Below are 18,469 nucleotides of genomic sequence, written 5' to 3' on the forward strand. Positions count from 1 at the left end.
TGTCGGCGGGCCGTCAGGCGGGTACCGCCTCGCGGACGTCGTCACCGATTCGATCGTGATCCGGCTCGTCCTCCGGTGGTTCGGCGGCACCCCGATCGTCGTCGGTGAGTGCCTCGTCTGCAGGTACTTCGGGCGCGACCGTCCTGGTCCGCTGGATTGCCACGTTGCAGCGCGCAAGGTCCGGCCCGACGGCGCTGGCCCGCATCTCGAGGTCGGATCGTTCGACGCCGTCGCGATTGGTGTATTCGTTGGTGCGCAGCTGTCCGTAGGCGATGATCGGATCGCCCTTCATCAACGATGCGCCGACGCCGCGCACGAGTCGACGCCAGCACGTGACCGTGAGATAGAGGGTGCCGCCGTCGGTCCATTCACCGGTGTTGCGGTCCTGCCGTCGGGCATTGCTCGCCATCCGAAAGCTGAGGACCTCGTCGCCGGTGGGCGTGGAGCGCTTGACGGGATTGGTGATGACGGTGCCCACAACAGCGCACTGAGCTTCGTACATGGTGTCTTCCTCTCGATGGATGTCGCGTAATTGCGATCGAGATCGACACTGCTACGCCGGAGCCACCCGTGACGGACGTGTTCGCGAAATGTGGACAACCGCTGAGCCTGTGGATGAACGTCCAGGATCGGCTGGTCATGACGCCACTCGTGTCGGACCGGTGTGCTACTCGGCTGTCTCTACGTAGACATGCCCACCGAGAGCCGGCACCACCCGTCCGGCGGTGAGCGACGCCACCAGCGCTGCAGTCGAATCGGCGTCTGCGACGGCGACGGTGAGCACGGCTCGAGTGTCGTAGGCGGTATCGAGCACCAAGGCCCCGTGTCCGCGTAGCTCCGATTCGACCCGTCCCACCTCGGCATGGTCGAGTTCGAGGGTCAGCACGTCGCGTCGCTCTCGGGTGAGAAACCGAGCCCGGGCAAGTGCCTCGGTGACCGCACCGCCGTAGGCGCGGGCCAATCCGCCGGTACCGAGCTTGGTGCCACCGAAATATCTGCCGACCACCGCGACCACGTTGGTCAGCCCATGACCGCGCAACACCTCGAGCATCGGCGTTCCTGCCGTGCCGCTGGGTTCGCCGTCGTCGTTGGATCGCTCGATGCGGTGGGTCAAGTCTTCGTGGACGACAACGATGCCTGCAGCCGAGGATTCGACGATGAATGCCGAACAGTGATGTCCGGCAGTCGGATCCGCTTTCCGCGCCGCTGCGATGACCGCGCGAGCGTCGGCCTCGGTGCTCGCCCTGTCCACCACGGTGACGAACCGCGATCTCTTGACCTCGGTCTCGCACACAACCCGGCCGGCGATCGTTCGAAGCTCCATCACGCGGCAGCCCAGCTCATGCAACAACCCTGCTCATGCAGCAACCCTGATCATGCAGCAACGCTGTCCACGACATCGTCTGCGGCACGGACCAATTGGGCGTACATACCGTCTTCGGCGAGCAGCGCCTCGTGGCTTCCGACCTCGCGCACGATGCCGTGATCGAGTACCGCGATGGCGTCTGCTGCTCGCACGGTGGACAGGCGATGGGCGATCAGAATGGTGGTACGGCCGTGCATCAAACCGTCGAGCGCTGTCTGCACTGCACGTTCGGTGCGATTGTCCAGGGCGCTCGTCGCCTCGTCGAGCACCAGAATCGGCGGGTTGCGCAGGACAGTCCGGGCGATTGCGATGCGCTGCTTCTCACCACCGGAGAATCGGTAGCCGCGCTCGCCGACCATCGTGTCGTAACCGTCGTCGAGGCCGTCGATGAAGTCGTGAATCTGGGCCGTCCAAGCGGCAGCCACGATTTCGTCGTCGGTGGCGTCGGGCTTGGCGAACCGCAGGTTCTCCCTGATGGTGGCGTGGAACAGGTAGGTCTCCTGAGAGACGACGCCCACCAGGTCGGCAATGTTCTCCGACGCCATGTGCCGCAAGTCGACACCGTCGATGGTCACGGAGCCGGCTGTCGGATCATGCAGGCGGGCAACGAGGTATCCCAGCGTGGTCTTGCCCGATCCGGTTGCGCCCACGAGCGCGAGCGTGCTCCCGGCCGGTACGTCGAGATCGATGTTGCACAGTGTCGGGACAGTCGCGGCGGCATAGGTGAAGTCGACGCCGCGGAAAGCGACATCGCCGCGCACGCTCTCTCGCGAGAGTGTGATCGGGTGCTCGGGTTCGGCGACATCGATGGGCAGATCGAGATACTCGAAGACTCTGCCGAACAACGCCAAGGATGCCTGTACTTCGACGCCGGTGTTGAGCAATTGCATGGTGGGCCGGAACAATTGGGTCTGCAATGCGGTGAACGCGACCAGGGTGCCGATCGTCAATGCACTCCCCTGACCGATGGTGATGCCGGCGAACCAGTACACCAGAGCGGGCATCACGGCGAAGCTGATCTGAATTGTCGCCATCCGCCACTTGCCCGCCATCATTGCGGCCAGTTCGACACCGGCCACCTCGTGCGATCGGTCGGCGAATTTGTCGGTCAACGCCTGGGCGGAACCGGTGGTCTTGCCCAGAAGAATTCCACTGACGGACAGTGATTCCTCGATCTGGACGGACAGATCGCTGAGCAATTTCTGCCGCTTGGTCGAGATCTTGCGACGCTCGTCGCCGATACGGCGAGCCACTCGCACGAAGATCGGCAGGATGATCAGTGAGAACGTGGCGAGCTTCCAATCGAGCAGGAAGAGCGCGACCACGGTCGCAGCGACCGTCGTGGCGTTCTGCGCGATGGACGTCGCGGTGTTGGTGACGACGGATTGCATGCCGCCGATGTCGTTCGCGATACGCGATTGCACCTCACCGGTGCGCGTTCGCGCGAAGAATCCGAGGGACTGTCTCTGCAGGTGCGAATAGACCTGCACACGCAGATCGTGCATGAGTTGCTGACCGACGCCGTTGGACATCCAGGTCTGCACCACGCCGAGAGTGTTGGTGGCGACTGCAACAGCGATCATGCCGACCGCGATGAGGCTGACGAGCGTGACGTCGCGGTCGGGAATTGCATGATCGAGGAGTTCGCGAAGAAGTAGAGGAGATGCGAGCGCAATGATGGCGCTGGCCACGATGATCGCGCTGACGACAGCGATCTTGCGCCGGTACGGCGTGAACAGAGCCAGGACTCGTCGGACGGGCGCTGGATCGGAAGCGAGTGGTACGCGTTCGGGACGGCTTTCCAAGTAGACCTCCGTGGTAGCTGAAGTAATATGCAGAGGTTACCTCACTATGAGGTTGTGAGCAAGCCTCGCTATGATCCGTCGTATGGACACCGGACACTCGCCCAACCTGAGCGATTCGTTCATGGCCGTTGCCCGAAGAATTCGGCGAAGCCACATGACTGCGCTGGAACCGTTCGGACTCAACCCGTCGCAGAGCAGGGCCATGCACGTCTTGGCGCGCGAACGAGAATCGGTCCGATTGCGTGATCTGGCCGAGCACCTCCGCATCGTCGCGCGATCGGCCACCGACATCGTCGACTCGCTCGAAGCGGCAGAACTGGTGACGCGAGCGCCGGACCCGAGTGATCGCCGCGCTGTCCTGGTCGAGCTGACCGACGCCGGCCGCGCCCTGCTCGACCGCGTCGACAAGGCACGACGTCAGGTGTCCGCGGACCTGTTCGACGGCCTCGAGCCGGCCGAACGCACCGAACTCGACCGGCTTCTGCACAAGATCGCCGGCAGCGACTGACGAGAAGCTACTGCCTGCCGTCCCGATCACGACGGGCCAGCTCGGCGAACATCGCGTTGTGCGCGGCCAGGTCGGCGTCGTGGTCACGCTCAGCGGCTCTGTCACCGCGCCTGGCGTCGCGATCGTCGCTGCGGGACCACTGGATCAGCAGTGCGAGCATGACCAGCACCAGAGGCACCTCGCCGGTCGCCCACGCGATGCCGCCACCGAGCTTCTGGTCCCCCAGTAGGTCGGAGTTCCAGTCGAGGCCGAGCGTGCGGTAGAACCAGGCACCCATGACGGTGTTCATGCTCATCAGCGCCACACCGAAGAACGCATGGAACGGCAGTGAGCCGAACACCACGGCGAGTTTGGTGACCGGAGCAATCTTGCGCGGAGACGGATCGACGCCGATGACCGTCCAGTAGAACAGGTATCCGCTGAGCACGAAGTGCAGGTTCATCAACAGATGAGCTCCGTGACTGTCCAGTACGGCCCCGAAGATTCCGCCGAGATAGAGCACGTAGAAGCCGCCCACGAAGATCAGCGCCGCGACGAGCGGGTGGGTGACGAACTGCGACAGTCGACTGTGCAGGCCCATCAGCAACCACTCGCGCATCCCCGGGACGCCGTCCTTGCCTGCCGCGGGCAGGACACGCAACGCCAACGTCAGTGCACCACCGAGCGCGAGCAGAACCGGCGCGAGCATCGACAGCATCATGTGTCCGGTCATGTGCACGCTGAACACTGCCGTGGAATACCGTCCTATGCCCGACGACGTACTGATCAGCAGTGTGAGGCAGCCCAGGACCCAGGCGACGGTGCGACCGACGGGCCACGCGTCGCCGCGCAGTCGCAGCCGACGGACCCCGATCAGGTACACCACGGCCATCACGATCGCGGCGGTGCCGAAGATCAGGTCGAAGCGCCAATCGAAAGCCATACGGGCGAACGTCGGCGGGCCACTGAGGTCGTACCCGAGCGCGGCCTCGGTCGGCGTCAGGTTGGGGTCGATCTCGGCGGGCGGAGGTGTTCGCCCGAGGCCGACGGCCAGGCCGACCGTCGCGGCGAGAACGAGCACCTCGGCCCCGGCGAACCGGAGCAGCGGTCCACGGGCGGTGGGATCGGCGATCAGTGCGGGCAGAGCACGACGCCGCTGCATCCAGCCGAATCCGCCGAGCACGATCAACGCGAGAATCTTGCCCACGATCAGCAGGCCGTAGGTGGTGGTGAACAGGTCGGCGAGGGACACCCGAACCAGGGCGTTGATGATTCCGCTGATGCCCATGACGACGAAGCAGACGCCGGCGATCGTGGAGAACCGCCGAGCAGCGACGTCGGTGTGCGCGCCGCGTCTGCGAACATGTGCAAGCAGTGCGAACAGCCCGCCCGCCCACAACGACGCGGCACCGAGGTGCAGGATCAGCGAGTTGGTCGCGATGTCGTGCGATCCGCCCGCCGAGGAATGACCACTGAGCGCAATGGGCAGCAGGGTGGCCAGCGAGAATCCGAGCAGCGCAGGCGTCCAGGACCACCGCAGTACCGTCCGCGAGGCAATGGCGACCACGACGGCCATGATGGCCGTCCACCGCCATGCACTGGCGATCTCCACCTGATCCAGCGCGATCCACAGATTCGCCGGCTTCACGGCCTCGGCGAACGGCTGGCCGGAGGTGTCGGACAGCGTCAACGGCACGAGGAGAAGCGCACATACGGCCCAGACGATGGATGCGACCGAGCCGGTGCGAACCGCCCGGTAGCCGTCCACGTCGAGCACGCCGTTCTTCTGCGGCGGAACCAGGAACGCCGCCAGCAGGAATGAGCCGACCGCGATGACCGCTGCGATCTCACCGATCGCACGCAGGGCGGGCAGTCCGTAGGTGGTGGCCGGGCCGGGATCAGGGATACCGAGCAGGACCAACGCGTCCGACGCGGACAGCATGACGATCAGGGCAGCGACGACACCGGCGATGACGCCGGCAGTGACGAACACCGACGTGGTTGTCGAGCGGGGATCTGCACTGCCCGCACCCTCGTCCGACCGCACATCGCCGGTGGAGTCCCCGGCGTGCGACGGGTCGGTCTTGTCGAGATCCGGTGTGGCCATACCACCAGAGTAAGAGGTTTTCGGCAGTACTCGAAACGCGAGTCCTACACAGCGTCGTACTTTGCCCCGTCCTCGGCGTCCAGCGAGTCGTGGTGGATGCGTCCGTGCTGCTGCCGGAGAGGCGTGCCGCTCCCGCCCCATCTCTGGGCGATGATCTCCGCCGCAATGGACACCGCGGTCTCCTGCGGCGTGCGTGCACCCAGGTCGAGTCCGATCGGGCTCGACAATCGCGCGAGTTCGGTCTCGGTCACTCCTGCCGCCCGTAACCGGGCGATGCGGTCGTCATGGGTTCGCCGCGACCCCATCGCTCCGACGAACGCCAGGGCCGAAATCCGCAACGCCACTTCGAGCAGTGGCACATCGAACTTCGGGTCGTGAGTCAACACACAGACCACGGTCCTCTCGTCCAACTCCCCCGCCGCCCACTGTTGGTTCAGGTAGTCGTGCGGCCACGCGACCACCACCTGCTCGGCAGCGGGAAAGCGCTGCGGGGTCGCAAACACGGATCGGGCGTCGCAGACGGTGACGCGGTAGCCCAGAAAGGCACCCTGCTGCGCAACCGCCGCAGCGAAGTCGATGGCACCGAACACGAGCATTCTCGGCGACGGCGCATGACTGGACACGAACACCTGCATTCCCCGACCGCGGCGCTGGCCGTCGGTTCCGTACGTCAGAACAGTCGAACGTCCCGCTGCAAGTAGCCCTTTCGCGTCGTCGGCAATGGCGGCGTCCGCCCGCGAGCTGCCGAGGGAACCGCGAATACCCGACTCCGTCAGAACTGCTCTCCGACCGACCCGTGTTGCGTCGGCATGAGCGATCACGGTGGCCACTGCAACCGGGACGTTGCGGCGCACGTTCGCCACGACGTCACCGAACTCGGGAAAGGTGTGCTTCGACACCGCCTGCACGAACACATCCAGCGTTCCCCCACACGTGAGCCCGACTGCGAATGCGTCGTCGTCCGACACCCCGTATCGAGTGAGTATCGGGGTGCCGGACTGCATCACGTCCTGCGCCGACTCGTACACGGCACCCTCGACGCAGCCGCCGGACACCGAACCGGCGACCGCACCGTCCTGGCCGACCATCATCGACGCACCCACAGGACGCGGCGCGGAGTCGAATGTCTGCACGACCGTTGCCACCGCGGCCGCGTCGCCGGTCTGCCAGGCGTGCAGCAGCTCGTCCAGAATGTCGTGCATCGAACCTCCTTCGGGTGCCGGCCGGAACGTCTACGACATCACAGGCTTCCCCCTTCACTGCTCCCTCAACCCATGCCGGTGTGATCGCCGTAGGCGGAAAGGTACACTCGTCAACCGTGCTCGAGCGGGCCTGTCCGCGCGTGCCAGCCTCCGTAGCTCAGGGGATAGAGCAAGGGCCTTCTAATCCCTTGGTCGCAGGTTCGAATCCTGCCGGGGGCACCACGCATAGAACCTATGTTCGAATATTCGGACGATTACAGAGGTCAGTACAGCAATGTGCTGACTTTTTTGCTATCACCGGTACATGTCGGACCCCTACTGTACGGTCTGTTTTAGCGGACTGACCACTGTAAACAGTGTTTGAAGTAGAGGGAGGGTTGGTGCCACCGGTACAGCTTCTGCACGACTTCAGAACCGAAGCCCACCTCTGGTCTGGTGTACCGGTGAAGGAAACATCATGGATGAGGATGTCAATGCAGGCCACGCGTTCTATAATACGAGATATCATGCAAGTACGGCCTATTCACTATTCTGTGCGCGTATGAGAAAATGATTTTAGACGCGATATGCCGTCAGAATTGAGCCGTCCGAATTCTTAAATGTCATGGGCAGCTATCCAATAGCTACTACGTGCGGCTGCCACCCTCGGCGTAGATAACGAATATCAGGCATTATATTGAGCACCAAAGGGTGTGGAGGAGATCCAGTTAGAAATGAGAGTATCCGATAGTCAACTAGCAGGTTCCGCAAGGACCAGCGACTGGGATACTGCCCGGAATCGGAGCCGTCGATGACATCATCATCTTTCCCGCTTTGGTCCGACGAGCCTGCCACCACAGACCTATTGGCGTTCAACGCCGTCGCAGAGACTGCTGCGGACGCCATTTTTAACGATGCGCTTGATCCTGTGGCGATTGGACTGTCGGGCGCATGGGGTAGCGGTAAAACGAGTGTACTTGAGCTGATCAAGGCCGAGATCGAGACGCGCTCCGGCTCATCGGGTGGCAAAGTTCTCGTGGTGTCAACGCAGCCTTGGCGCTACGACCCTACTGTCGGACCGAAGGAGAGTTTGATCGCGGAAGTACTTGAGACTCTCGGTGCAGAGTTCAAAGAGGAAGACCCTGTTGGCAAAGCAGGTCTAGATGCATTCAAGAAGCTTGTCAAGAAGGTTAATTGGTCTAAGGCTGTCAAGATGACTGCGACAACGGCGATAACGATGCAGTTGCCCAAACTTGACGATATCTTCGGTCTAGTCAGTGACGATCCGGAATCCCTCGAATCCGAGAGGGGCATGGCGGCATTCCGGGATGAGTTCGAGAAGTTACTGCGAGATCCAGCTCTCGCGCATGTGTCTCGCATTGTGGTGTTGGTTGATGACCTCGACCGCTGTCTCCCCGATACGGTAGTTGAATCTCTTGAGGCTATTCGCCTGTTCTTATCGGCTAAGGGCATGTCATTCGTTATTGCAGCAGACGAAGACCGAGTTGCCGAAGCCATCCAACAGCGATTCAAGTCGCCGCCATCGACCGATGTAAACGTCGAGTCGCCAGCAAAGCTGTATCTGCACAAGATTGTTCAGACGACCATTCCACTTCCAGCTTTGAGTCGATTTGACACTCACGCCTACCTGTTCCTGCTGCTTTCGCAGGACCGTGTTTCACCAGAGGTTCACGCTGCACTCGTTGAATCGTGCGGTGATCTCCGTCGGTCGAGTGGGTCTCTGGACGACGTCTCGGTCCCAGGAGGTATAGACCTTACGGACGAGCTCGCTGTCGCAGCCCGTCTTACACCGATCTTGTATGAGAAATTCCGCGGCAACCCTCGTCGTATTAAACGATTCCTCAATGACCTCAATGTACGACAGAGCATTGCGAATCGTCGAGGAATCACCCTGTCGTCGGATGCCGTCGCCAAGCTTATGGTCCTCGAACGGCTGCTCTTTGCAGATTTCCAAACCGTCCTCGATTGGTTAGCTCAGAACAAACTTCGCGACAAACTTGAAGCGCTTGACCAAGTCGCTAACACCCCCGCCTCGCCACCTGAGGATGGAACTGACCAGAGCACTCCAGATGGAGCCGACGCCCCTAGCTCATCTAGCGACATGCCGGAAGCTTCTGGCGGCTTCAGCGATACGTTGATTCGATGGGCCAAGCTCCCTCCCGCCCTAGATGCTTCAGAAGTCGGCGGCTACCTGTATCTCGCAGCGTCATTCTCCGGAATCGAACTTATTGATGAAGAGCTACCGGAACGACTGCGCGACATTGCGAGTGCCCTCACTGCAACTCTTCGTACCGACCGGTCAGCCGTCGATAACGCCGCGCTAAGTGCGCTCAACGCGCAAGATGCGCGCACTCTTGTGACGTACTTGGGGCGTCAGACTCGTGACCACCCGAGCATTCAAAAGTACTCGGTCAACGGAATGCTCCGGCTAGCGGACACTCACCACGGTATTGACGACGCAGTGGTCAGCGCACTAAAGCTTATCCCACCACCCGACGTCCAGGTAGCAACGATCATGCTGCTGAAGTCGCGAACCGAAAGCGCATACGAACCAGTATTCACAGTATGGGACGTCTCATCTGCGACAGACCAGGCCAGGCAAACCATAGCAAGTGTGCGCCGAGCATGGGGGCAGTCCAATGGGAACTAGTGGAGCCTTTGGTGGAAGCGGAGGTAAAGATGCAGCCGATCTCCGTGACAACATTGCGGACTGGCTGACAGACAACTCTCCGCAACCAGAAGGGAATCTGGTAGCTGCGCCCATGCCCAATGTGGACCTTCGTCCAGCCCTCAGAATTCTCAATTCACAGCGAGGTAGTGGCGGTGGAGCTGGCGGCGGTGGTGGTGGTGCTTCGGGCGGTAGCGAAGGAAGCAGTGGCCGTTCCGGTGGCGGGGCCCAGCGGTCGACAAGCTCAACATCCCGAGCCGCAGGCCGGGGTGGATCCTTGGCGCGGGCCTACACTACCGGTGACCGAGCCGCGCTCGAAGATGCAGGTCTAAATTATGACGAGCTACTCGCGCTTGGTGACGTGGTAGCAGTCGGCACTCGGATTGTGGAAGCAGCTTTCGACAACCAAGCAGACAACACACTTGCGGATGACGAGTCTCGCGAAACTGTTGCCGAAATCGTCGAATGGATCCTTGAGGCACCTACCGACCACACCCCGACTCCCGACGATATCGTCCGACGATCCATAGAGATCATTATCACCAATGTGACACTGACAGAAGTCGGTGACTCCATTCGTGCTGAGACTTCCCGCGAGAAACGACGAGCAGCCGAGCAAGAGGTTCGTGACGCCGCTGAGGTCTACGCTAGCCAGGTGAGCCTGACTAATACTGGCGCGTCCGACAAGGAGATCTCGACGGCTATCGAGTCGGGTATTGCGGAACTAGGTCAGATTTTCGGTGGCGGTAAATGAATAATTTTTTACTGACCATCGATCTGAATACAGCGAATAGCGCGTCTGAGTTCGACGAGGCATTTTTGTGGACGCGATCTACAAAGTCGACGTTTACAGGTGCACTAGATCCGCACCTGACTTCTTTTGGTCCTGTCCGTCAAGAAAACATCGATTTTGTTCGAATAGCACTTGCTGTATTTTCCGCAGATCGATCCGTGCGTCGCGAGGCTCGGGGTGCAGACTGGAACGATCGTAATTTCAGCGTGACAGTAGAAGTTAACAAGCCGGAAGCGTGGCAGAAGTACGCAGATGAACTCGCCGAAACCATTGGATTCCTCACCGGCGACCATTGGAACTTCACCTTCTTTCAGGGGGCCGAAGCCGAGGCAGTCGAACTCCAACTTAATGAGGTGACGCCCTCCGCAACAGTTCTGCTGAGCGGGGGAGCAGATTCCGCAGCGGGTGCGTTGCTCACGGCCCTAAGCCTTGATAAAGGAACAACCCTCCAGCTTGTCTCACACTTTAGCGCTACGTGCATCTCCCCTTTTCAGAAAGATTTGGCGAAGCGGATAAAAGCTGCCGCGCCAGACATCATAGTCATACCACGACAAACTAATCTAAATAGGACTACCAAGCGACTGAACGGAACAAATTTCAAAAGTGAGCCATCAAGCCGCTCTCGGTCGCTACTATTCCTCAGCCTCGGACTGGCCTCAGCTGAGCGCTCTGGCCAGCCTCTCCAAATTCCTGAAAACGGATTTGCTTCACTAAACCCTCCGCTTGGTCCCGAACGGCGCGGCTCTCTGTCGACCCACACGACTCACCCACGCTTTCTTACGGATTTACAAAATGTGCTTACGAAGGTAGGTGCCCATGGGCTCATACAGAATCCGTTTCAACACCTCACGAAAGGGCAGATGTTCAGCCGGGTGGCTGCAGCGATCGGAAGAGATGCGGCATCTGAGTACTTGGGCGCAACCAACTCCTGCTCACACACAGATGCGCGGTACAGCGGCGTAGCTCCGGGCTCGTCCTGCGGCGTCTGTTTCGGATGTATAGTGCGCCGAGCCTCCTTCAATGCCGCTGGTCTCTCTGATCCGACGCCGTACCTCTCGATTGACTCAGCCAATCGCTACGCAGAATTCGTTGAGGGCAAGTCGATCATCGAGGCTATGTACGACTTCACCTTAAATGAACCGAAACCACGGATGGTCATGAAAATGTCACTCCCTAGAAATTACCCTCCGGAAGATGCACTGGCACTCTGTCGAGCCGGCGTAGACGAATTGAGGACATTCCTAGCATGAGCCGATCACTCCCACCGCTTGACCTGCACGCCCACATTGAGATCGACATCCCCTCTCGCACACTGGAGAACCTTGGCGCAGTTGTATTCGCAGTAACACGTTCACTCAAAGAGTTCGAGAGTGTCCTGTATCGGCAAGATGCCGTGACCATTTGGGGACTCGGTTGCCATCCCGGTGTAGCCGAAGCTCAGCAGGAATTCAATATATCTAAGTTTTCGAAGCTAATGCAAAATACAGCCTACATCGGCGAGATTGGGCTCGACGGCTCTTCATCGGTCGCGTTGAGTCGGCAAATTGAAGTTCTTCTTTCTATCCTCACTGCTGTAGCCACATCACCACGACTAGTTTCAGTTCACAGCTCAAGAGCCACCAGCCAAGTTTTGGATACTATTGAGCAAGCAAATGTACACGGCGTAGTTCTACACTGGTGGCGTGGCTCAGAGCCCGAGACGCAGAGGGCCATTGGTCTTGGCTGCCTATTCTCGGTCAATCAACACATGAACCCCACGGGGCTTTTGAAAGCCGGTGTCCCTATTACTTCACTACTTCCCGAAACCGATCATCCAAGCGGTAATCGTCGAGGGGACGCACCAAGGCAACCTGGCCATACACTCGATGTTGAACGCTCAATTGCCGTTGCTTACGGTGTAGAATTACCGATGATTCGCGAAATTTTCTGGAAGACTCTTTCGCGTCATGTCAGCGTGCTTGGCGTGACAGCTCTACTACCGCCGGTGGTACAGAACATGCTCAGATTTGCAGACAGTAAATAGCTTGGTGGTGCCGTTAGTTGAACGCAAGAAAATGTTGGACGTAGGCGCACAGCATTCTCTAAACACTGTTTGCCATAACTTACTGCATGCCACGTCTTACTCCCATGGTATTCATCACCCAACACCACCAGCTCAGGAAAATCTGGTTGGAGCACCAAGATTCGGGTTCTTTGATGGATCCTGCCCATCAGCGCATCATCCACGATTTCTATCGTCCAGCAGAAGCACTGACTGATCAGGAACTCACGCAGCACCGGCGAGATGTTCTGCGCACGAACAAGTCACTGGCGAACCGCGCAGGCAAGATCTACGCACGGTATGCGCGCGGCGAGTTTTACACTCCCCCGCCCTCCGTCACTGCCGATGGCAGAGTCGTGTACGTCCGCTCAGTCCTCGAACCGCAGCCCGACCTACGCCAGATTGCGAAGGTACTCGTCGCACTCGCAATGGAGGAAAGCAAGCCACCTGAACACGAGAATCGGGACGACACCGACGGCCAGGCTGCCTGAACGTAACTACTCATCTCGGGCCGCCCACCGATTGAACTTCGGCTGCCGAAGCTTCACGCCAGACTTCTTCAACGCCTTACCGACACTGCTCGCAGCGAGGCCGTACTGCCGCCCCAGCTCGACGGTAGACCTGCCGCGCTCGTAGTGCCAGGTCAACTCCGCAAGGAGCTTGGCATCTATCCGACCCCGCGAACGAGTCGCCACTCCCCTGCTCGCCAACAACCGCGCAACGGTCTGCCGATGGATCCCGAACAACTCAGCTACCTCCGGAGCGGTCTTGCCTGCTTCGTACTCCGAAACCAGCAGATCCACCTCCGATTCACTGAGCCGACGCTGGGGTCGATAGCTATGTTTCTCCGGTCTGACCTGCGCTTCTTCGCCGTCCGTGGCCGGCGAAGAAGGCAGCTCAACCTCCCGAGCCAGCGCCGCTAACGGGGTATCCTTGCGTGAAAGCGATTCGCGGAGGCGCACCCTCTGACCAGCGCTGACGCCGGCCGACTCGCGTTACTGTGGTTGACTTCGCGTAACGAAGGGTTACACGTGCATCAGCTCACTCTCGGAGTCCTCTCACGTTCGCGCAAGCCCGATGAGCGTCGACTACCGATTCATCCTCTTCACTTCGATCGCATCGACGCCGACATTCGAAGCCGAATGTTCCTCGAATCCGGCTACGGCGAACCGTTCGGAATCTCCGACGAGCACCTGGCCACGCAGGTCGCGGGTATCGGCACCCGCGCCGAACTCATTGCTCGATGCGACGTGATTCTGCTGCCGAAGCCTCAGGCCGAAGATCTCGAGTCTCTTCGACCCGGCCAGACGCTCTGGGGTTGGCCGCACTGTGTGCAGGACGAAAGGCTCACCCAGATCGCTGTCGATCGCAAACTCACGCTGATCGCCTTCGAGGCCATGAACCACTGGACGCAGGACGGCTGGTTCAATCTTCATGTGTTCCACAAGAACAACGAATTGGCCGGGTACTGCTCGGTGCTGCACGCATTGCAGTTGATCGGTTCGACCGGCGACTACGGCCGCAGGTTGCGGGCCGCTGTCATCGGTTTCGGAGCCACGGCTCGCGGCGCGGTCACCGCGCTCAGTGCACACGGAATTCACGACGTCGACGTCCTCACTCAGCGTGGGGTCACGGCGGTGGGTTCGCCGATTCACTCGGCCAACATCGTCAATTTCGATCTCGACGACGCCGATCCCCGCCAGAGCCGAGCGCTGACTCCCGACGGTCGAATTCCACTCTCGCAGTTTCTGTCCGACCACGACGTGATCGTCAATTGCGTACTGCAGGATACGAACTCACCACTGACGTTCCTGACGAACGAGGACCTGCCCACATTGACGCCGGGCACCCTGGTCGTGGATGTCTCGTGTGACGAGGGAATGGGATTCGAATGGGCTCGGCCCACGTCGTTCGCCGACCCGATGTTCACCGTCGGTGACAACGTGCACTACTACGCCGTCGACCACAGCCCGTCCTATCTGTGGAATTCGGCGACGTGGGAGATCAGCGAATCGTTGCTGCCCTACCTTCGCGTGGTTCTCGACGGGCCCGCAGCGTGGAGCGAGGACGCCACCATCGAGCGTTCCATCGAAATCAGGGAGGGTGTCATCGTGAACCCCAATATCCTTGCCTTCCAACATCGCAGTGCGGAGTACCCGCACACTGCAGCATGAGCGTCACGTGGGTCGAGGACGGCGTCGAACGGTCCGCGCGATGGCAGTCGGAGAACGGTGCGCCGCCACCACGGGTGGTGCGGATCGTCGACGACGCGACGACGGCGGACGTGGCCTACAAGCTGGCGACGATCGGCGAGTCCCTGCTGTGGCGTGGCGATTACAACAACGCTCGCCAGCTCCTGTCGGCCATGACGCGGCGGGTACCACCGGCCACACAGCCCGAGAACGCGTCGCCCGCCGAGCGGTTCCACCTGCATCGTCAGTACCAGGCGCGGCGCGCACGGGTATTGGGAATGCTTCTGGTGCAACTCGATTCGGATCTACGGCTCGATCTCGGCCGAGCGCCGGAGGTGCGATCGGCCGTAGCGGAAGCACTGGGTCCCGATGCCTCGGCCTGCGTCCTGTCACTACGGGAACTGCTCGGGATCATCGGCGCACACGAGTGGCGCCGCAAGGGAGTGTTCGTGCCGGCGCTGGACGCGTCCGTTCATCCCCACTACGGAGTGTTCTCGCCTGTCCGCGGTGAGTACATCCAGCTCGTCGCCGACGCACCGCTACCTGCCACGGACCGGGCTTTCGACATCGGGACGGGCTCGGGTGTGCTGGCTGCGGTACTCGCGCGCCGGGGCGTACCTGCGGTGGTGGCGACCGACAAGGACCCCCGATCGGTCGCGTGCGCCCGCGCCAATCTCGACGCACTCGGGTACAGCGATCGGGTCGAGGTGGTGCAGACCGACATCTTCCCGAGCGGCCGCGCGGGATTGATCGTCTGCAACCCGCCGTGGATCCCCACCAAGCCGACGTCGGGGATCGAGCATGCCGTCTACGATCCCGGTTCTCGCATGCTGAAATCGTTCCTCAGCCGCCTCGGCGGGCATCTGACGCCCGACGGCGAGGCCTGGTTGGTGTTGTCCGACCTCGCCGAGTTGCTCGGATTGGCTACGCGCACAGACCTTCTCACGTCGATCGACAAAGCCGGCCTGACCGTCGTCGACCGGATGGACACAGTGCCATCGCATTCTCGAGCGACCGACGCCTCCGATGTTCTGCACGAAGCCCGGTCGCGCGAGACCACGTCGCTGTGGAGACTGCGCCGCCGCTAGCCATCCGCGCCCGAGACACGAGAAAGCCGCCCGAGCAATGCTCGGGCGGCTTCGTCGATCGTGCGGTGAGTCAGTGCCGGTCGCGGGTCTCGAACTCTCCGTTGATCACGGTGCCCAGCGGCGCGTCACGCTCGGCCTTCTTCGCGGCCTCGCGCATTTCGATTCCATCGGTGATCAGATCACCGATCTCGCGAGTGACGTCACGGACCGCTCCGGCGATGATCACCACGATTCTGCCGACGTGTGTCGCCGCAGACTCGGTGAAATCCTGCACGGTGTCCTTGTTGCGCTCGAACCTTCCCACCACCAGGACCGCCCCCTTCGAAGTCGTCACGCTGCGTCGGTCTTCTTACGCTCGACGATAACACTGGCCGGAGCCGCCGATCCGGTGAGCGAGTTGGGCAGAGCGAGCTTGAAGATCTTGCCCCACACGGTACCGATCTGGTGGAAGAAGCCGCCGGTGTTGTACGGCAGGTCGTACTTCTGGCACAGAGCCTTGACCTCGGGTGCGATCTGCGGGTAGCGGTGCGCGGGAAGATCCGGGAAGAGGTGGTGCTCGATCTGGTGCGAGAGGTTGCCGGACATGATGTGGAACAGTGGCGAACCCTCGATGTTGGCCGATCCGAGCATCTGACGGACGTACCATTCGCCCCGGCTCTCGTCGGCGGTCTCTTCCTGACTGAAGGTCTGCACCCCCGTCGGGAAGTGGCCGCAGAAGATGATCGAGTACGTCCACACGTTCCGGATCAGGTTCGCAGCAACGTTGCCGACCACGGTCGAGGCGAAGAACGGCCCGGTCAGAGCGGGGAAGATGACGTAATCCTTGAGAGCCTGCTTGCCCGCCTTGCGCCACATTCCCTGCAGCAGCGGCTTGACGTCGTGCCACTTCCTCTTACCGGCGACGATGTTCTCGGTCTCGAGGTCGTGCAGCATGACGCCCCACTCGAAGAACGTCATGAGCAGGAATGCGTAGACGGGGTTGCCCAGGTAGTACGGGTTCCACTTCTGGTCCTGATCCATGCGCAGGATGCCGTACCCGATGTCGCGGTCCATGCCGACGATGTTGGTGAATGTGTGGTGCATGTAGTTGTGCGAGTGCTTCCACTGGTCTGCCGGGCAGACGGTGTCCCACTCGAACACCTCGGAGTTCAGACCCGGCTCACGCATCCAGTCGTACTGGCCGTGCATGACGTTGTGGCCGATCTCCATGTTGTCGAGGATCTTCGCGACGCCGAGTGCGCCGACACCGGCGAGCCACGCCGGCGGGACGAAAGGCAGGTACATGAGTGCGCGTCCGGTGATCTCGAGCCCGCGCTGCGCCTTGATGATCTTGTAGATGTATTCGCGGTCCTCGTCGCCCAGTTTGGCGACGGTGCGGGCCCGCAGGTCGTCGAGTTCGCGGCCGAGCTCTTCGACCTGTTCGTACGTCAGTACGGTCGGCTCGTCGGGCAGCGTTTCGTTGCGTCGGAAGGGAATGACGGCGGTGGGCAGGATCGAGAGAATCGTTCCGAGCATCTGCTGATCTCCAATTCGATCGGGTGGTGGGCGGGAGCTCCGGGACTAAATGTCGATGTCGACGTCGCCGACGGCAACGGACACACAGAGCTGGATCTTCTTGTCGGATTCGGTGTCGGTCTCACCGGTCTTGATGTTCTTGGTGCAGCCGGACTTCTTCACCGAGGTGCAGGTGAAGCAGATACCCATTCGGCACCCGTTGGCCGGCGACAGACCGGCTCCCTCGGCTTGTTCGAGCAACGTTGCACCGTCGTTCTCGGCGGCGACGTCACTTCCGGAGAACGTGGTGGTTCCGGTGACGTCGTCGCTCACGGTGGCGAAGGACGGTGTGAATTCCTCGAGGTGCAGTCGGTCGCCGAGCCCTGCGTCGTCGAAGAACGACGTCACGCCCTCCATCAGCCCGGGCGGACCGCACAGGAAGGTGTCCGCGTCTGCGAACCACGGTGCCACGGCGTCGAGATGCTCTTTGCCGAAGAACCCGTGCAGGTCCCCGCCGGTCGTCTGCTCGGTGTACGCGAAGACGAGGTTCACGTTGTCGTGCTCGGCGGCGATCTTCTCGAGCTCCTGCTTGTACGCGACGTCGTTCTCCGTGTACGCGTAGTGCAGGAAGGTCAGGTCGCTGCTGTACCCCTCGTCCAGCAGCGACCTGAGCATGGACAGCACGGGCGTGATGCCGCTGCCGCCGCTGATCAGCAGCGTGCGCGCCGGGCGTGGCTGGGGAAGCTTGAAGGTGCCGTCCGCCTGCGACAGGCTGACGACGAGGCCGACGTGCGCGTTCTTGTGCAGATACTGCGAGACCAGCCCCTCGGGGTGCGCCTTGATCGTCAGCTCGATTCGGCCGTCCTTGCGGTACTGCGAACAGGCCGGCGAGTAGCAGCGAGTCTGACGTACGCCGTCGATGACCACCCCGACCTGAACGAACTGGCCGGCCTGAAAGCCCTTCCACTGTCGGGTGGGGCGGATGGTGAGCGTGAGCGAATCTTCGGTGGACCGGTGTATCTCGGTCACTTCACCGCGCAGATCACGAACGGTCGTCATGGGGTCGACCAGCTCCAGGTACCGATCGAGCGCGTGGGGCGTGGCCATGGCCTCGAACAGGGAAAGAAGCGAGAACTTGCGCGAACCCGTGGGTCGCGTCGGACGTTCTTGAAGCGTCATTCCATCCTCCCTAACCGGATCGAACCCTACGACCCATTCAGTGAACG

General features: G+C 61.2%; 17 protein-coding genes and 1 tRNA gene. 9 read left to right on the plus strand and 9 right to left on the minus strand.

The genetic code is table 11. The annotated features are described in order from the left end of the window. Nucleotides 1-13 precede the first annotated feature (13 nt). The 3 genes from ssb to J2X62_RS12855 form a co-directional block, all read right to left on the minus strand. On the minus strand, nucleotides 14-502 hold the full coding sequence (ssb, locus tag J2X62_RS12845) for a single-stranded DNA-binding protein (RefSeq protein WP_027497598.1): 489 nt from the start codon (nucleotides 500-502) through the stop codon (nucleotides 14-16). A gap of 165 nt (nucleotides 503-667) precedes the next feature. Further along, on the minus strand, nucleotides 668-1,324 hold the full coding sequence (locus J2X62_RS12850) for a YigZ family protein (protein ID WP_032370204.1): 657 nt from the start codon (nucleotides 1,322-1,324) through the stop codon (nucleotides 668-670). Between the two features lie 50 nt (nucleotides 1,325-1,374). Next, entirely contained in the window at nucleotides 1,375-3,171 is a 1,797-nt protein-coding gene (locus J2X62_RS12855; protein WP_310181020.1) for an ABC transporter ATP-binding protein, read from the minus strand. Nucleotides 3,172-3,253: 82 nt separating this feature from the next. On the opposite strand from J2X62_RS12855, the gene J2X62_RS12860 reads away from it, so the two are divergent. Continuing rightward, nucleotides 3,254-3,679, plus strand: coding sequence for a MarR family transcriptional regulator (locus tag J2X62_RS12860; protein WP_310181023.1), 426 nt, complete (start codon nucleotides 3,254-3,256; stop codon nucleotides 3,677-3,679). Nucleotides 3,680-3,686: 7 nt separating this feature from the next. Here the strand turns inward: J2X62_RS12860 and J2X62_RS12865 are convergent, their stop codons facing one another. Both J2X62_RS12865 and J2X62_RS12870 read right to left on the minus strand, forming a co-directional pair. Continuing rightward, nucleotides 3,687-5,765 (minus strand): cytochrome c oxidase assembly protein, encoded by a 2,079-nt coding sequence (locus tag J2X62_RS12865; RefSeq protein ID WP_310181025.1) that lies wholly within the window; start codon nucleotides 5,763-5,765, stop codon nucleotides 3,687-3,689. A gap of 44 nt (nucleotides 5,766-5,809) precedes the next feature. Next, on the minus strand, nucleotides 5,810-6,967 hold the full coding sequence (locus J2X62_RS12870) for an XdhC family protein (RefSeq protein ID WP_310181029.1): 1,158 nt from the start codon (nucleotides 6,965-6,967) through the stop codon (nucleotides 5,810-5,812). Nucleotides 6,968-7,113: 146 nt separating this feature from the next. Between J2X62_RS12870 and J2X62_RS12875 the strand changes: the two genes are divergently transcribed. From J2X62_RS12875 to J2X62_RS12900, 6 genes are all read left to right on the plus strand, one after another. Then, nucleotides 7,114-7,189 (plus strand) — tRNA-Arg (locus J2X62_RS12875). A gap of 568 nt (nucleotides 7,190-7,757) precedes the next feature. After that, the gene (locus tag J2X62_RS12880; RefSeq protein ID WP_310181032.1) at nucleotides 7,758-9,617 is read left to right on the plus strand and encodes a P-loop NTPase fold protein; all 1,860 of its coding nucleotides are present in this window, start codon (nucleotides 7,758-7,760) and stop codon (nucleotides 9,615-9,617) included. A 295-nt stretch (nucleotides 9,618-9,912) separates the two neighbouring features. Then, nucleotides 9,913-10,389 (plus strand): hypothetical protein, encoded by a 477-nt coding sequence (locus tag J2X62_RS12885; RefSeq protein ID WP_310181035.1) that lies wholly within the window; start codon nucleotides 9,913-9,915, stop codon nucleotides 10,387-10,389. Then, nucleotides 10,386-11,678 (plus strand): hypothetical protein, encoded by a 1,293-nt coding sequence (locus J2X62_RS12890; RefSeq protein WP_310181037.1) that lies wholly within the window; start codon nucleotides 10,386-10,388, stop codon nucleotides 11,676-11,678. The genes J2X62_RS12885 and J2X62_RS12890 overlap by 4 nt, the downstream gene beginning before the upstream one ends. Then, nucleotides 11,675-12,451 (plus strand): TatD family hydrolase, encoded by a 777-nt coding sequence (locus J2X62_RS12895; protein ID WP_310181039.1) that lies wholly within the window; start codon nucleotides 11,675-11,677, stop codon nucleotides 12,449-12,451. Before J2X62_RS12890 ends, J2X62_RS12895 begins: the two co-directional genes overlap by 4 nt. A gap of 104 nt (nucleotides 12,452-12,555) precedes the next feature. After that, entirely contained in the window at nucleotides 12,556-12,960 is a 405-nt protein-coding gene (locus J2X62_RS12900) for a hypothetical protein (protein WP_310181041.1), read from the plus strand. Between the two features lie 6 nt (nucleotides 12,961-12,966). Here J2X62_RS12900 and J2X62_RS12905 read toward each other — a convergent pair whose 3' ends face one another. Continuing rightward, nucleotides 12,967-13,272, minus strand: a complete 306-nt coding sequence (locus tag J2X62_RS12905) for a hypothetical protein (protein WP_310181043.1) — start codon at nucleotides 13,270-13,272, stop codon at nucleotides 12,967-12,969. A 228-nt stretch (nucleotides 13,273-13,500) separates the two neighbouring features. Between J2X62_RS12905 and J2X62_RS12910 the strand changes: the two genes are divergently transcribed. Together J2X62_RS12910 and J2X62_RS12915 are read left to right on the plus strand one after the other, a co-directional pair. After that, a complete protein-coding gene (locus tag J2X62_RS12910) occupies nucleotides 13,501-14,643 on the plus strand; it encodes a N(5)-(carboxyethyl)ornithine synthase (protein ID WP_032368221.1) in 1,143 nt (380 codons plus the stop codon). Then, the gene (locus J2X62_RS12915; RefSeq protein ID WP_283550715.1) at nucleotides 14,640-15,749 is read left to right on the plus strand and encodes a class I SAM-dependent methyltransferase; all 1,110 of its coding nucleotides are present in this window, start codon (nucleotides 14,640-14,642) and stop codon (nucleotides 15,747-15,749) included. Before J2X62_RS12910 ends, J2X62_RS12915 begins: the two co-directional genes overlap by 4 nt. 70 nt (nucleotides 15,750-15,819) lie before the next feature. Here the strand turns inward: J2X62_RS12915 and J2X62_RS12920 are convergent, their stop codons facing one another. From J2X62_RS12920 to J2X62_RS12930, 3 genes are read right to left on the minus strand one after another with little or no spacing between them, the layout of a single operon-like run. Then, nucleotides 15,820-16,056 carry a hypothetical protein gene (locus tag J2X62_RS12920; protein ID WP_027497606.1) on the minus strand — a complete coding sequence of 79 codons (237 nt, stop codon included), beginning with the start codon at nucleotides 16,054-16,056 and terminating at the stop codon, nucleotides 15,820-15,822. 23 nt (nucleotides 16,057-16,079) lie between these two features. Beyond that, nucleotides 16,080-17,264, minus strand: a complete 1,185-nt coding sequence (locus tag J2X62_RS12925) for an acyl-CoA desaturase (RefSeq protein ID WP_032368223.1) — start codon at nucleotides 17,262-17,264, stop codon at nucleotides 16,080-16,082. Nucleotides 17,265-17,309: 45 nt separating this feature from the next. Then, entirely contained in the window at nucleotides 17,310-18,422 is a 1,113-nt protein-coding gene (locus tag J2X62_RS12930; RefSeq protein WP_310181048.1) for an FAD-binding oxidoreductase, read from the minus strand. Nucleotides 18,423-18,469 lie beyond the last annotated feature (47 nt).

The organism is Rhodococcus sp. 3258 (assembly GCF_031456475.1).
Taxonomy (GTDB): Bacteria; Actinomycetota; Actinomycetes; order Mycobacteriales; family Mycobacteriaceae; genus Rhodococcoides; species Rhodococcoides fascians.

Excerpts from the sequence above, each read along its gene's own strand:
- ssb (WP_027497598.1), bottom strand. The coding sequence starts at position 502 with ATGTACGAAGCTCAGTGCGCTGTTGTGGGCACCGTCATCACCAATCCC.
- J2X62_RS12850 (WP_032370204.1), bottom strand. The coding sequence starts at position 1,324 with ATGGAGCTTCGAACGATCGCCGGCCGGGTTGTGTGCGAGACCGAGGTC.
- J2X62_RS12860 (WP_310181023.1), top strand. The coding sequence starts at position 3,254 with ATGGACACCGGACACTCGCCCAACCTGAGCGATTCGTTCATGGCCGTT.
- J2X62_RS12865 (WP_310181025.1), bottom strand. The coding sequence starts at position 5,765 with ATGGCCACACCGGATCTCGACAAGACCGACCCGTCGCACGCCGGGGAC.
- J2X62_RS12870 (WP_310181029.1), bottom strand. The coding sequence starts at position 6,967 with ATGCACGACATTCTGGACGAGCTGCTGCACGCCTGGCAGACCGGCGAC.
- J2X62_RS12880 (WP_310181032.1), top strand. The coding sequence starts at position 7,758 with ATGACATCATCATCTTTCCCGCTTTGGTCCGACGAGCCTGCCACCACA.
- J2X62_RS12890 (WP_310181037.1), top strand. The coding sequence starts at position 10,386 with ATGAATAATTTTTTACTGACCATCGATCTGAATACAGCGAATAGCGCG.
- J2X62_RS12895 (WP_310181039.1), top strand. The coding sequence starts at position 11,675 with ATGAGCCGATCACTCCCACCGCTTGACCTGCACGCCCACATTGAGATC.
- J2X62_RS12900 (WP_310181041.1), top strand. The coding sequence starts at position 12,556 with ATGGTATTCATCACCCAACACCACCAGCTCAGGAAAATCTGGTTGGAG.
- J2X62_RS12915 (WP_283550715.1), top strand. The coding sequence starts at position 14,640 with ATGAGCGTCACGTGGGTCGAGGACGGCGTCGAACGGTCCGCGCGATGG.
- J2X62_RS12925 (WP_032368223.1), bottom strand. The coding sequence starts at position 17,264 with ATGCTCGGAACGATTCTCTCGATCCTGCCCACCGCCGTCATTCCCTTC.
- J2X62_RS12930 (WP_310181048.1), bottom strand. The coding sequence starts at position 18,422 with ATGACGCTTCAAGAACGTCCGACGCGACCCACGGGTTCGCGCAAGTTC.